Origin of the sequence: Salegentibacter sp. UBA1130 (assembly GCF_002311535.1) — a bacterium.
Classification (GTDB): Bacteria; Bacteroidota; Bacteroidia; order Flavobacteriales; family Flavobacteriaceae; genus Salegentibacter; species Salegentibacter agarivorans.
The window spans coordinates 132,896-145,621 of record NZ_DCAP01000020.1; the positions used below are offsets into that span (position 1 = coordinate 132,896).

The 12,726-nt window shown below is 37.5% G+C and carries 12 protein-coding genes; 7 read left to right on the plus strand and 5 right to left on the minus strand.

Annotation, left to right across the window (positions count from 1 at the left end; all coding sequences use genetic code 11):
- Positions 1 to 52 precede the first annotated feature (52 nt).
- Positions 53 to 991, plus strand: a complete 939-nt coding sequence (locus B4F31_RS06035; protein ID WP_093302829.1) for a pyridoxal-phosphate dependent enzyme — start codon at positions 53 to 55, stop codon at positions 989 to 991.
- 325 nt (positions 992 to 1,316) lie between these two features.
- Here the strand turns inward: B4F31_RS06035 and B4F31_RS06040 are convergent, their stop codons facing one another.
- Positions 1,317 to 1,844, minus strand: a complete 528-nt coding sequence (locus tag B4F31_RS06040) for a DinB family protein (RefSeq protein ID WP_286760888.1) — start codon at positions 1,842 to 1,844, stop codon at positions 1,317 to 1,319.
- Between the two features lie 149 nt (positions 1,845 to 1,993).
- On the opposite strand from B4F31_RS06040, the gene B4F31_RS06045 reads away from it, so the two are divergent.
- The 3 genes from B4F31_RS06045 to B4F31_RS06055 all read left to right on the plus strand — a co-directional run bounded on the left by B4F31_RS06045 (position 1,994) and on the right by B4F31_RS06055 (position 6,176).
- Positions 1,994 to 5,287, plus strand: coding sequence for an amidohydrolase family protein (locus B4F31_RS06045; protein ID WP_286760889.1), 3,294 nt, complete (start codon positions 1,994 to 1,996; stop codon positions 5,285 to 5,287).
- 115 nt (positions 5,288 to 5,402) lie between these two features.
- Positions 5,403 to 5,744: a DUF202 domain-containing protein gene (locus B4F31_RS06050; protein ID WP_075324816.1), complete on the plus strand. Its 342-nt coding sequence runs from the start codon at positions 5,403 to 5,405 to the stop codon at positions 5,742 to 5,744.
- Positions 5,745 to 5,807: 63 nt separating this feature from the next.
- Positions 5,808 to 6,176 (plus strand): DUF6122 family protein, encoded by a 369-nt coding sequence (locus tag B4F31_RS06055; RefSeq protein ID WP_286760890.1) that lies wholly within the window; start codon positions 5,808 to 5,810, stop codon positions 6,174 to 6,176.
- Between the two features lie 135 nt (positions 6,177 to 6,311).
- Here the strand turns inward: B4F31_RS06055 and B4F31_RS06060 are convergent, their stop codons facing one another.
- Both B4F31_RS06060 and B4F31_RS06065 read right to left on the minus strand, forming a co-directional pair.
- Positions 6,312 to 6,671, minus strand: a complete 360-nt coding sequence (locus B4F31_RS06060) for a DUF779 domain-containing protein (protein ID WP_093302822.1) — start codon at positions 6,669 to 6,671, stop codon at positions 6,312 to 6,314.
- A gap of 2 nt (positions 6,672 to 6,673) precedes the next feature.
- Positions 6,674 to 8,173, minus strand: coding sequence for an aldehyde dehydrogenase family protein (locus B4F31_RS06065; protein ID WP_075324819.1), 1,500 nt, complete (start codon positions 8,171 to 8,173; stop codon positions 6,674 to 6,676).
- 111 nt (positions 8,174 to 8,284) lie between these two features.
- Here B4F31_RS06065 and B4F31_RS06070 point away from each other — a divergent pair, with 111 nt between their 5' ends.
- On the plus strand, positions 8,285 to 9,202 hold the full coding sequence (locus B4F31_RS06070; protein ID WP_075324820.1) for an AraC family transcriptional regulator: 918 nt from the start codon (positions 8,285 to 8,287) through the stop codon (positions 9,200 to 9,202).
- Here the strand turns inward: B4F31_RS06070 and B4F31_RS06075 are convergent.
- Positions 9,199 to 10,092, minus strand: a complete 894-nt coding sequence (locus B4F31_RS06075; protein ID WP_286760891.1) for a DUF302 domain-containing protein — start codon at positions 10,090 to 10,092, stop codon at positions 9,199 to 9,201. The two genes, B4F31_RS06070 and B4F31_RS06075, sit on opposite strands and share 4 nt — an antisense overlap.
- 177 nt (positions 10,093 to 10,269) lie before the next feature.
- Here B4F31_RS06075 and B4F31_RS06080 point away from each other — a divergent pair, with 177 nt between their 5' ends.
- Together B4F31_RS06080 and B4F31_RS06085 are read left to right on the plus strand one after the other, a co-directional pair.
- On the plus strand, positions 10,270 to 10,884 hold the full coding sequence (locus B4F31_RS06080) for a deoxynucleoside kinase (protein ID WP_075324821.1): 615 nt from the start codon (positions 10,270 to 10,272) through the stop codon (positions 10,882 to 10,884).
- 11 nt (positions 10,885 to 10,895) lie between these two features.
- Positions 10,896 to 11,561 (plus strand): sterol desaturase family protein, encoded by a 666-nt coding sequence (locus B4F31_RS06085; RefSeq protein ID WP_075324822.1) that lies wholly within the window; start codon positions 10,896 to 10,898, stop codon positions 11,559 to 11,561.
- Between the two features lie 12 nt (positions 11,562 to 11,573).
- On the opposite strand, the gene B4F31_RS06090 is transcribed toward B4F31_RS06085, so the two are convergent.
- Positions 11,574 to 12,608, minus strand: coding sequence for an App1 family protein (locus B4F31_RS06090; RefSeq protein ID WP_286760892.1), 1,035 nt, complete (start codon positions 12,606 to 12,608; stop codon positions 11,574 to 11,576).
- Positions 12,609 to 12,726: the final 118 nt, after the last annotated feature.

A 12,726-nucleotide genomic window follows, 5' to 3' on the forward strand; every position in this document is an offset into this window, starting at 1 on the left:
ACTTTTTTACTGAATTAATTTCTTTTAATTTTATTGATTGAAATAAGTCACAATGATCAGTAAAGAAGATTTTACCAAACTACATTTAGAAATTTCACCATACACACACCGCACCCCGGTATTAACTTCAGATTTATTAAACAAATTAGCCAAAACTGAAATTTACTTTAAGTGTGAGAATTTTCAGAAAATGGGTGCTTTTAAAATGCGAGGTGCAACCGCTGCAATCCTGGCTTTAAGCAAAAAGGAACGAGCGAAAGGCGTGGTAACACATTCGTCTGGTAACTTTGCGCAGGCAGTTTCGTTATCGGCTAAAAATTTGGGAATCCCGGCTTATATCGTGATGCCTTCTTCGGCTCCACAGGTTAAAAAAGATGCGGTAAAAACTTACGGCGGCCAGATTACCGAGTGTGAACCCAACATAAAAGCTCGCGAAACCGCGGCCGAAAAGATTCAAAAAGAAACCGGTGCTACTTTTCTTCATCCTTCAAATGACCTGAATGTAATTTATGGCCAGGGAACCGGGGCAAAAGAACTCCTTGAAGATTTTCCTGATCTGGATATAATTATTACACCCGTTGGTGGCGGTGGACTTATAGCCGGAACCGCGCTGGCAGTAGATTTTTATACTAAAAAATGCAAAACCATTGGTGCCGAACCTTTTGAAGTTGACGATGCTTATCGATCTCTGAAAACTGGAAAAATCGAAACCAATTCCAGCACCAATACAATTGCCGATGGATTAAAAACCCAGCTTGGAGATAAGAATTTCCCTATAATTCAAAAGTTTGTTTCTGAAATTATACGAGTTGAAGAGGAGGAAATTATCAATGCTATGAAACTCATCTGGGAACGTATGAAAATTGTAGTAGAACCTTCCAGTGCGGTGGCTTTTGCTGCGATTTTACGCGAAAAAGAGAAATTTCGAAATAAAAAAGTTGGAATTATTATCTCCGGTGGGAATGTAGATTTAAGTAATTTGCCTTTTTAATCATCATTGAATTGCTTTTTCTGCGAGTTTTTTATACCTCGCAGGTATAATTTCTAATTAACCAAAGACCTACAAGGCTTGCTAAACCTTGTAGAAAATTAAAATGCCGAATCAATAGCGGCATACCGAAAATTTATCGTGAAATTTGAAGTGATGGCACCGTAAAATTTTAGGCTGTTTGAGCTAAATGAATTCCTTAATTTACTTTAATTCCTCTTGCGAGTTCCTAAAATTTAGGTGACGAACGATAAATTTAGATACAGTTTCGTAAGCCTAGATTTTTTGGTTCTTTTTTATCAATGGAAAAAGAACAAGTATATATTATTTAGGACTGTAACGAATCTGAACTATCTTTCAAAACACTCACCGTTACCAAAAGTTGCCCCACGTGTCGCTGACTATGTTCTGCAGCGTGAAAAAGCAATCCGATTATCGTTGAAGGCAGTTCCTTTCTTCCTACCGGTCTATATTCGGTTAAAATATTTTCAGGTGTATTTTTAAGAAAATCGATTGCTTCATTTACTTTTTCCTGAAATTTCTGAACAAGAAATTCTACAGAAATATCGTCATTTGGTTTTCCTTCATCTTTTAAATACCGAAATTGAGATTCAGATAATTTTTTGGCTTTAGCATAGGTTAGCATTCTATCGGTTACTCCGGTTAAATGCTGTAAATGAAATCCAACCGAAGCTCTTCCTGCAGGCTTTTTCCAAAGCAATTCTTCAGGAAAATCGATCATATATTTCTCCACTTCTTCCGCCGATTGCAAGAGAGCGTGCGCAGCAGGTTGTAGTAAATCTGGAACATCAGGAATTTTTCCCCGTAACCACACTTCAGGTCTATTTTTATTCATTTTTCAAGAATTAAAGTTTAGAAAATCTTAAATCAAACTTACTTAAAAGACGGAATTAGATAAAATAATCTCCAAATATTAAATCCCTTAATGCAATTAGAGCTTTTGAGCTTTTCATAGTATATTTAGCCTCGTTAAAAAATCACACTATGTTTAAAAAATTCCTCCCGGCCTTATTTATTTTATTGGCCGCTCCAAACCTATTTTCACAAGAAAAAGAAGAAGAAAAGAAATGGGACGTAAATGATCCTTATTCTGATGACTGGAACATTAAAGAAGTTCCGCTTAAAACTGATGAAGGCACCTGGATGAATCTTGATGTCTCTCCCGACGGAAAAACCATAGTTTTCGATCTTTTAGGTGATATCTATAAAATGCCAGTTAGTGGTGGAAAAGCAACACTTTTAAGAAGCGGAATGGCTTATGAAGTTCAGCCGCGATTTAGCCCAAATGGTTCTAAGATCTCTTTTACCAGCGATGCCGGTGGAGGCGATAACATTTGGATTATGGATGCCGATGGAGAAAATGCCAGCCAACTTACTAAAGAAAATTTTAGATTGCTAAACAATGCGGTTTGGACTCCAGACGGAAATGCCATTGTAGCCAGGAAACATTTTACTTCTGGCCGTTCTCTTGGGGCCGGAGAAATGTGGCTATACCACATTGGTGGCGAAGGAGGTTTACAACTTACCGAACGTAAAAACGACCAACAGGATGTAAACGAACCCAGCATTTCTCCAGATGGGCGCTACCTTTATTACAGCGAAGATATGTACCCTGGCGGAATGTTTCAGTACAATAAAGATCCTAACAAGCAAATCTATGTTATAAAAAGATACGATTTTGAAACCGGTGAAAACACTACTATTACAGGTGGTCCCGGCGGAGCAGCAAGACCACAAGTTTCACCTGATGGGAAGAAGCTTGCTTTTATAAAAAGAGTGAGAACAAAATCGGTTTTATTTATTCACGACCTGGAAACCGGCGAAGAATGGCCGGTTTATGATAAATTGAGTAAAGACCAACAGGAGGCCTGGGCGATTTTCGGGGTTTATCCCGGATTTAGCTGGATGCCTTCGGGAGAAGAAATCGTTTTTTGGAGTGAAGGAAAGATCAATAAAGTAAATATTGAAGATTATTCCTCTGAAATTATTCCTTTTGAAGTTGAAAACACCATAGAGATTGCAGAAACCCATAGAAGCGAACACCAGGTATTTTCGGAAGAATTTAATCCTAAAGTGATTCGTCACGCGGTAACTTCGCCAGATGGGAAAACCCTTGTTTTTAACGCGGTAGGTTATTTATGGAAAAAATCCTTACCAAACGGAAAACCTCAGCGAATCACCAACGGCGAAAATTTTGAATTTGAGCCCGCTTTTTCTCCTGACGGAAAAGAGATCGTTTACGTTACCTGGAGTGACTCCAAAATGGGCGCTTTAATGAAAGTAGATTTGAGTGGTAGAAATCCGCAAAAACTCACTTCAGAAAAAGGTATTTATAGAAACCCTGCTTTTTCCAACGATGGCGAACAAATCGTTTTTGTAAAGGAGCGCGGTAACAGTGACCAGGGACAAACTTTTAGTAAAGAACCGGGTATTTATACGATTAGTGCTTCCGGAGAAAATAAAAAGAAGATCTATGATTCCGGAGATTTCCCAATATTCAGTAAAGACGATTCCCGAATTTTCTTTCAAACCGGTGGCGCGCTTATGGGCAGTCTGGAAAAAAGTTTAAAAAGTATTGATCTAAGCGGAAACGACGAGCGTACGCATATCAATTCAAAACACGCCAATAGATTAGTGCCAAGCCCAGATAATAAATGGGTTGTTTTTAGTCATTTGCACCAGGCTTATTTGGCACCGCTTACTATGACGGGGCGACCATTGGATTTAGACAATAACACCAAAACTATCCCGGTAACACAAATCACTAAAGATGCGGGGATGAACCTGCACTGGTCGAACAACAGCCAAAATGTACACTGGACTTTAGGTGACGAATATTTCACTAATAAAGTTTCAGAGCGTTTTACTTTCCTGGAGAGTTCTCCTGATTCTATTCCTGATATTACCGAGGAAGGAACCAAAATCGGACTTAAACTAAAAACCGATATTCCGGAAGGGCAAATTGCTTTTACCAACGCCAGGATTATTACTATGAATGGTGATAAGGTTATTGAAAATGGAAGCATTGTAATTAAAGAAAATAAAATTGTTTCTGTAGGTGAAACTTCCGAAGTAAATATTCCGAATAATGCGAAAGTTTATGACCTGGAAGGAAAAACAATAATGCCTGGAATTGTTGATGCCCACGCGCATATTGGCGCTTTTAGATATGGCTTAACGCCAGAAAAGCACTGGCCTTTATATGCAAATATGGCATTTGGAGTTACCACCGTGCACGATCCTTCGGCTTTAAGTGAAAGCATTTTTAGTATGGCTGAAATGGTAAAAGCCGGTGAAATGGTAGGCCCACGAATTTATTCAACAGGAATTATTCTTTACGGTGCTGAAGGCGATTTTAAAGCAGTAATTAATAGCCTGGAAGATGCTAAATCGGCTTTAAGGAGAACGAAAGCCTTTGGTGCGACTTCGGTAAAAAGTTATAACCAACCTCGCCGTGAACAGCGCCAGCAAATAATGCAGGCGGCAAAAGAACTGGAGATGAATGTGGTTCCCGAAGGCGGAAGCACCTTCTTACATAATATGAATATGATTGTAGACGGGCATACCGGGATAGAACATAATATTCCCGTGGTTCCGGTTTATAAAGATGTAAAAACGCTTTGGGGAAACAGCAATACTGGCTATACGCCAACACTGATTGTAAATTATGGCGGAATAAACGGTGAGTATTACTTCTATCAAAAAGATAACGTTTGGGAAAATGAACGTTTGCTCAATTTCACACCGCGACAAATTGTAGATTCCAGATCAAGACATCGTACCAAACTTCCTGAAGAAGAATATAAAAACGGACCTATTTTGGTTTCAGAAACCGCCAAAGAACTTTCTGATATTGGCGTAAAGGTAAACCTTGGTGCACACGGACAGCTACAGGGACTTGGCGCTCACTGGGAACTTTGGTTACTGCAAATGGGCGGAATGACCAATATGGAAGCTTTACAGGCAGCTACAATTAACGGTGCCGAATATATTGGAATGGGTAGCGAAATTGGATCTTTAGAAGAAGGAAAACTAGCCGACCTGATTGTTATGGAAGAAAACCCATTAGAAGATATTCGTAATTCTGAATCGGTTATTTACACGATGGTAAACGGCAGATTATATGATGCTGAAACGATGAACGAAATTGGAAATAACCCGAAAGAACGCGGTGAATTCTATTGGGAAGACAACAAATACAATGCAGCTTTCCCGTGGCACGAAAGCACCCAGAGCTTTACCGCTCCCGGTTGTACTTGCCATAGGTTGACTAATTAAAAAACCAAAAAACACAAACTGGATAGTTAAATTTAAGTCTTGCTTAAACAAACCGAATTTGGTAACTTTTAAAGCAAATTAACTATCCAGTTTCTATGCTGAAATATGAAATTTTATGAGAAGGGTTAAATTTGGAAAGCTTTTCACTCACAGAAAGATAGATGAAAGCATCATTCGTGAACATCTGGCGCTGGAAAGAACTAAGCTTGCCAATGAACGTACGTTGTTATCCTATACCCAAGCGGCTATGTATTTTCTTTTGGGTGGTTTGGCATTAATTCAGCTAAAGGAATACGAAGAGATGCATTATATTGGCTATCTGGCCCTGGTCATTTCTGTATTGTTTCTTACTATCGGTATATGGCGATTCATCGTACTAAAAAATAAGATGAAGGATCTTTTAAAGGGCAAAATAGAGTCTTCAGCTGAAGAGGAAGAAGAGCCTGAAAATAATTAATAATTTTACTGAGGTCCAGGGTTTGATATTTTTTTAGAAGCTTCAATTTTTTAAAAACTTCAATTGCAAACATTCACCCATTATTTTCTTCATTTTATAGCTATTGCCGCTATTGCCTGGTTTTACGACAAAAAGAACTGGAAAAGGAACTGGCTTATCTTACTCGCCACTATGGCCGTAGATCTGGACCATGTTTTTGCCAATCCTCTATTTGACCCCATGCGCTGTGGAATTGGCTATCATCCTTTACATTCTCATTTTGCAATTATCGGCTATGTTTTAGGGGTTCTTTTTATTAAAAATAAGCTTCTGAAGTTAATATTCATCGGTTTGCTCTTTCATATGCTTACCGATTTTATAGACTGCCTGTGGATGTTTTCTAAATGCAATGAATGCTATACTTCTTCTGAAATTTATAAGCGGTTTAATTAAATTTTTCAGAAAAATTAAGACATCAAATTTTAGAGTCAAGCCTCGGAGCATTAAATCTCGATTATCGAGTAAAAAAACCTGAAAAACTGAATATTTAGGGTATAAACAGTTTTCAGGCATTGCTTAAGCAACAATTTAAGGGTTTAAATTCTTGTTTTCTTCATCATTCAGCATTCTTGATTTTATTAGAAAACGATAACCGGTAGGAATATCAAGCGAAAAACTTCCGCCTCTACCTTTTACAATATCTACAGTTAAATGGGTATGTTTCCAATATTCAAATTGGTCGTGGCTCATATAAAAATTTACACCGCCAACTTCCCCCAGTAGAAAATCATTATCATCAATATAAAAATCCTCTTTTGGCAGTAACATAGGTGAAGACCCGTCGCAACAGCCACCGCTTTGGTGAAAAATCACCTCACCGTGCTGTTGCTTAAGTTCTTGCAGTAGTTTTTCTGCTTCAGGAGTTATTTCTACTCTTTTATAGTCCATTTCTAAAAGAATCCTAATTTATTCTTATCATAAGAAATTAGCATATTCTTGCTTTGTCTATAATGATTCAGCATCATTAAGTGATTTTCCCTTCCGAAACCAGATTTTTTGTAACCTCCAAATGGCGCGTGTGCGGGATAATCGTGATAACAATTTACCCAAACCCGCCCGGCTTTTATAGCGCGCGGAATTTGATATAATTGATGCGCATCTCGCGTCCAAACTCCGGCACCCAAACCATACATCGTATCATTTGCAATTTCAATGGCTTCGGCTTCATCTTTAAAGGTGCAAACCGCTACCACAGGTCCAAAAATTTCTTCCTGAAAAACCCTCATTTTATTATGGCCTTTTAAAATAGTCGGCTGAATATAAAATCCGTTGGCTAAATTTCCCTCAAGTTTTGCTGCATCACCACCGGCTAAAACCTCAGCGCCTTCATCCTTACCTATCTTAATATATTCCAGGATTTTCTGATGCTGATCACTGGAAGCCTGTGCGCCCATCATCGTAGACTCCTCAAACGGATTACCCATTTTTATAGCTTTGGTGCGCTCTATCACCCTTTTAATGAATTCATCATAAATATCTTCCTGGATTAAAATCCTGGATGGTGCGGTACAAACTTCACCCTGGTTAAACGCGAAAAGCACAGCGCCTTCAATACATTTATCAAGGAAAGCATCGTCGTGATCCATAATACTATTGAAAAAGACATTAGGCGATTTCCCTCCAAGCTCCATGGTTACCGGGTGCAGGTTTTTTGAAGCATATTGCATAATTAACTGCCCGGTAGTGGTTTCTCCTGTAAAGGCCACTTTATCTACATTTGGGCTGGAAGCCAAAGGTTTCCCTGCTTCAGGACCAAAACCGTGAATAACATTAAAAACTCCCGGAGGTAAAAGATCTGCAATTTTTTCAGCTAAAAATGTTGCAGAAGCAGGCGTTTGTTCTGCAGGTTTTAAAACTACGCAGTTTCCAGAAGCTAATGCGGGTGCCACTTTCCAGGCAAGCATTAATAGTGGAAAATTCCAGGGAATAATTTGAGCAACCACGCCAAGTGGCTCGTTGATAATTAAGGAAAGGGTATTTTCGTTAAGTTCTGTAGCCGATCCTTCTTCTGCTCTAATAGCTGAAGCAAAATATCTAAAATGATCTACCGCCAGGGGAACATCAGCATTCATTGTTTCGCGTATAGACTTCCCGTTATCGGCGGTTTCCATTTGCGCGAAAGTTTCCAGGTTTTCCTGTATCACATCGGCTATTTTATGCAAAATCGCAGCCCGTTCTGAGGCCGAAGTTTTGCCCCATTCATCTTTAGCATTGTTAGCAGCTTCTATCGCGCTTTTTACATCCTTATCGTTAGATCTTGGATATTTGGCTAGTAATTTATTATCTACCGGCGAATGGTTCTCAAAGTATTTCCCATCTATGGGATCCTGAAATTTCCCGTTAATAAAATTGCCATATTTTTCTTTAAATTTTGGTGCTGAATAGCTCATAGAAATATTTTTTAAATTACATTCCTAATATCCCTAATTTTAAGAGTAAATAATTGAACTTTTCTACAAATAAGTATTACATTACTATTAACTTATTAAATTAAACGGGTTTTGAATACCAATATATCAAACTATAATCGCAATTTAAAGCTGAATACTTCTATTGAAAACAGGACGATCTACAGTGCTGATTATGCTGAATTAAATGTTTTTGAAACCCGGCAGGTAGCAGAAAGTGTAAACCTTCAGTTTAGTTTTCCAATTATTGCGAGTATGCTTACGGGCAAAAAAATAATGCACCTGGAAGGAATGAAATCTTTTGATTTTTTCCCGGGAGAATCGGTGGTGTTACCTTCAGATAAAAAAATGCTAATAGATTTTCCCCTTGCCAATTCAAAAAATCCTACACGTTGCCTCGCCCTGGGAATTGATCCCGATAAAATAAAAGAAACCGTAGAAATCTTTAATGAAAATACTCGAATAGATTTCGAAAATGATCATCATAGCTTTGATGCCAGCGCTGTTCATTTAGCTAATAATCATCAGGTTCAATTTGTGCTAGACCGCATTTTTAGCACTTTCCTGGAAGATGGTAAAGCTAAAGATGCATTGTTAGATTTAATGGTAAAGGAACTTATTATCAGGTTACTTCAAACTAAAGCAAAAGTAATGCTGCTGGATAATGAAACGCTTTTTGATAATAATAGAATGGCGTTTATCGTAAAATATATGCGGGAACATCTTACCGAAAACATTCAGGTAGATAAACTGGCAGATAAAGCCTGCATGAGTACTTCAAATTTTTACCGAAGTTTTAAAAATACGCTTGGTGAAAGTCCTATAGATTATCTAAACGGGGAACGAATTAAATTTGCGAAGAAACTAATCCAAAGAACAAATAGCAAGTTTGCCGATATCGCTTATAAGAGCGGATTTAACAATACCAGCTATTTTAACCGTCAATTTAAACGTTTCGAGAAAATAACTCCAAATCAATACAGAAAACTGGTTAAAGATAATCTCACTTAATATTTCGCTGCATTTTTACTCAAATTCTCTAAAGCATTTTTCATAGTTTCCAACTGCGAAATATTTTGGGTTAGTTTAAACCTTTTGGCTAAAAAAGCAGGATCGTTATAAGAAATCTTTACTATCCCGGCCTCGTCCCGCCAAACCAGAAATTTAACCGGAAACTCCAGGGCAATTCTGGAGTTCTCCTGCATAATTGGTGTACCAACTTTAGGATTGCCAAAAATGATTAACCTGGTAGAACGCAATCCCACACCCACCTCCTCTGCATTTTTAAAATGATCTATTTCTGAAAAAATTTTTAGATTAGGATTTTCTTCAATAGCAGTGATCAGTCGGTCGTAAGTAGTTTTAAAATCAAATTCGCTTATTTCTGAAATAATGCCTTCATGGGTATCTACTTTAAATTTTCCCGATTTCTTAACCTTTCCGCCTGAAGCTTTTGAAGCCATATCTTTAAGCCCTTTTTTCACCTTAGATAGATTCCTGACTTCTTTAAATTCAAACCTTGATTTCAGGTAATTTATACTGCAGTATGTTACTTCGGTTATATCAGCATTATTATACACCAACATTTTAAGCGGAAGATCCAAACCGGCAAGCTGATCTTTCTGTATAAGTAAACTTCCCTGCTTAGGGTTTCCAAAAATTAGAACACTGGCTTTGTTAAGTTCTAAATTCGCATCTTCGGCATTTGCAGAATGATCTATTTTAGCAAAAAGTGAAAGGGCTTCATTTTGCTTCACCACCGATTCTAATCTTGATACGGTACTTTCAAAACCATACTTACTTTCAGTAATCATAAGATGGTCGTTTTGCTTTTCCTGCGCCGAACCGATAAAAATTCCGAAGAAAAATAAAAAGAAAATAAATTTTAACATTGATGTCATAAGCCGTAATTCTTGTTTTAATTTAATCAAATTTAGGGAGATATAGATTCAAATCCTTTAGCTTTTCAAGATTTATGAGTATTTTGACAGGGTGTAAAATACAGGCCGCCTTAATTCTTGTATCTTTACACCCGCGCTTTTTTAGCGCCCCAAATAACTATCTAATTTAATGAATTTATGCACGTAGCGATTGCAGGGAATATAGGAGCAGGTAAAACCACGCTTACTAAATTATTGGCAAAACATTACAACTGGGAAGCGCAGTATGAAGATGTATTGGAGAATCCCTATCTCGAAGATTTTTATAATAAAATGGAACGCTGGTCTTTTAACCTGCAGATCTATTTTTTAAATAGCAGGTTTAGGCAAATCTTACAAATTCGTGAAAGCGGAAAAAAGATAATACAGGACAGAACTATTTATGAGGATGCCCATATTTTTGCACCAAACCTACATGCAATGGGTTTAATGACCAATAGGGATTTTAAAAATTACAGTTCGCTTTTTGACCTTATGGAAAGCGTGGTGCAGGGACCCGATCTTCTTATTTATTTAAGAAGTAGTATTCCTAATTTGGTGTCGCAGATACATAAACGAGGTCGGGACTACGAAAACTCGATTTCAATAGATTATTTAAGCAGGTTAAATGAAAGATATGAAGCCTGGGTACACAATTATATCAAAGGAAATTTGTTAATAATAGACGTAGACAATATTAATTTTGTAGATAACCCCGAAGATTTGGGAGATATTATCAACCGTATTGACGCTGAAATTCATGGTTTATTTTAAATCTAATAAAAATGGAATCAACAAAACTTAAAAGACCAAAACATAAGGGTTCTCCAAAGTTATTTGACAACCCAATTTTAGAAAAACTTACGCACACGCATATTTCTTTTCCGTTGATTATTTTTGGAGTAATTGCAGTGGCATTAATTTACTACGGAATTATCGAAAAAGGGTTTGAAACACCAATAATGGTAGGCCTCTTCGTAGCCGGACTTTTCTTTTTCACTTTTGTAGAATATATAATGCACCGGTATTTGTATCATATTCCCGCAACTAGTGAACGTAAAAAGAAAATTTCTTATACTATGCACGGGGTGCACCACGATTATCCTAAAGATAAATCACGATTGGCAATGCCTCCGGTTTTAAGCCTTATAATCGCTACAGTACTTTTTATAATTTACCGGGCAGTTTTAGGCGATTATGTATTCGGATTTTTAGCCGGATTTTTAATAGGATACGCGGGTTACCTGGCTGTGCATTATTCGGTACACGCTTTTAAAGTGCCCAATAATTTCCTGAAAACTTTATGGCACCATCACAGTATTCACCATTATCGCGAATCAGACAGGGCCTTTGGGGTTTCCTCTCCGTTATGGGATCATATATTTAGAACAATGCCAAGAAAAGCGCCTGCAAGTAGAAAAACAGCAGTTGGGCAAAGTATAGACGATTAAATTTTTAGTTTTCTAAATAAAACCGTGTCCCCTGGCATGTTCTACGGCTTCTTGAGAGGTCTCAACCATTAGTACAGGCGTGGTTTCAAAATTATCTATGATACTGCGCACGCGGCTCATTTGTTTTTTATGCTTTACGCTTCTTAAATAAATTGCCAGAATTCTATCTGGATACTGGGCAGCGATTTCGGTGTAAATAGATGCATCGTGCTCGCCACTATCACCAATAAGAATAAAATTCATTTCAGGATAAGTCTTTAAAATATTTGCGATCTCTTTTTGTTTGTGCGGTTTTTCAGGTTTTATACTCCCATCAAAAGGCGTTCTGAATTTTCGAAGCAAAATTGGCCCTTTCGGGAAAGCATTGTGCTCTAAAAATAGTTTGAGATATTCGTATAAATTCCACGGACTGTTACTTAAATAAAAAATAGGATTATTAGGCGTACCATCTCTACCGGTGTGCAGTTTTTGGTAAAATTCAGCTGCACCCTTTAGTGGGATTCTATTATAAGCATTGGTAAGCAGTGAATTTTTCAGCAACCGCAGTTTTAAAAATGAAGTTACGCCGGTGTGCAAAATAGTATCGTCTATATCGCTAATTACTCCATATTCAGCATTTGGATCGGGAATTAAAAAATCTCCCTTAAAAGGATCTTCCAACAATTCTGTCTTTTTTCCTAACGGACCTTTATAAAAAATATCATAATCCAGCCAGCCCTCTTCGTCGGCGTGTTCTGCCAGGTTTTGTTCTATTATATTATCAAATAAAAAGAAACCTTCGTCATCAGTTTGTGTGGTGGCCTGTACTTTTCCCGGAAGACTTAAATCTACCTGCGCATCAGGAATTTCAAACGTATCAAATTGTTTATAAGTGGTTTTTATCGTTTTAAAAATATTCGCATCCTGGGTGATTTTTAAGGGTTCATTATCCAACACGCGCCCTTTTATATAAAGGTGTGAATGGGTTCCATAGCTTCTATAGGGCGTAATTAAAACCTGGTCTATAAGCTTATACCGGCCAGCAAGTTTGCGTAATCTTTTCTTCATTAATTTGCACTTTACATAAATTACCCCCCGAGCAAGCTCAAGGGAGTATTTATAGAAAATATATTTAAATTTCGAGGTAAACCTGGAGCTATCAAGACTCGATTATCCAGTCAATTTA

Bases quoted from the DNA above. Each gene is read 5' to 3' on its own strand.
- B4F31_RS06050 (WP_075324816.1), top strand. From the start codon at position 5,403: ATGAGAAGGGTTAAATTTGGAAAGCTTTTCACTCACAGAAAGATAGAT.
- B4F31_RS06045 (WP_286760889.1), top strand. From the start codon at position 1,994: ATGTTTAAAAAATTCCTCCCGGCCTTATTTATTTTATTGGCCGCTCCA.
- B4F31_RS06075 (WP_286760891.1), bottom strand. From the start codon at position 10,092: ATGACATCAATGTTAAAATTTATTTTCTTTTTATTTTTCTTCGGAATT.
- B4F31_RS06080 (WP_075324821.1), top strand. From the start codon at position 10,270: ATGCACGTAGCGATTGCAGGGAATATAGGAGCAGGTAAAACCACGCTT.
- B4F31_RS06085 (WP_075324822.1), top strand. From the start codon at position 10,896: ATGGAATCAACAAAACTTAAAAGACCAAAACATAAGGGTTCTCCAAAG.
- B4F31_RS06065 (WP_075324819.1), bottom strand. From the start codon at position 8,173: ATGAGCTATTCAGCACCAAAATTTAAAGAAAAATATGGCAATTTTATT.
- B4F31_RS06035 (WP_093302829.1), top strand. From the start codon at position 53: ATGATCAGTAAAGAAGATTTTACCAAACTACATTTAGAAATTTCACCA.
- B4F31_RS06090 (WP_286760892.1), bottom strand. From the start codon at position 12,608: ATGAAGAAAAGATTACGCAAACTTGCTGGCCGGTATAAGCTTATAGAC.
- B4F31_RS06040 (WP_286760888.1), bottom strand. From the start codon at position 1,844: ATGAATAAAAATAGACCTGAAGTGTGGTTACGGGGAAAAATTCCTGAT.
- B4F31_RS06060 (WP_093302822.1), bottom strand. From the start codon at position 6,671: ATGGACTATAAAAGAGTAGAAATAACTCCTGAAGCAGAAAAACTACTG.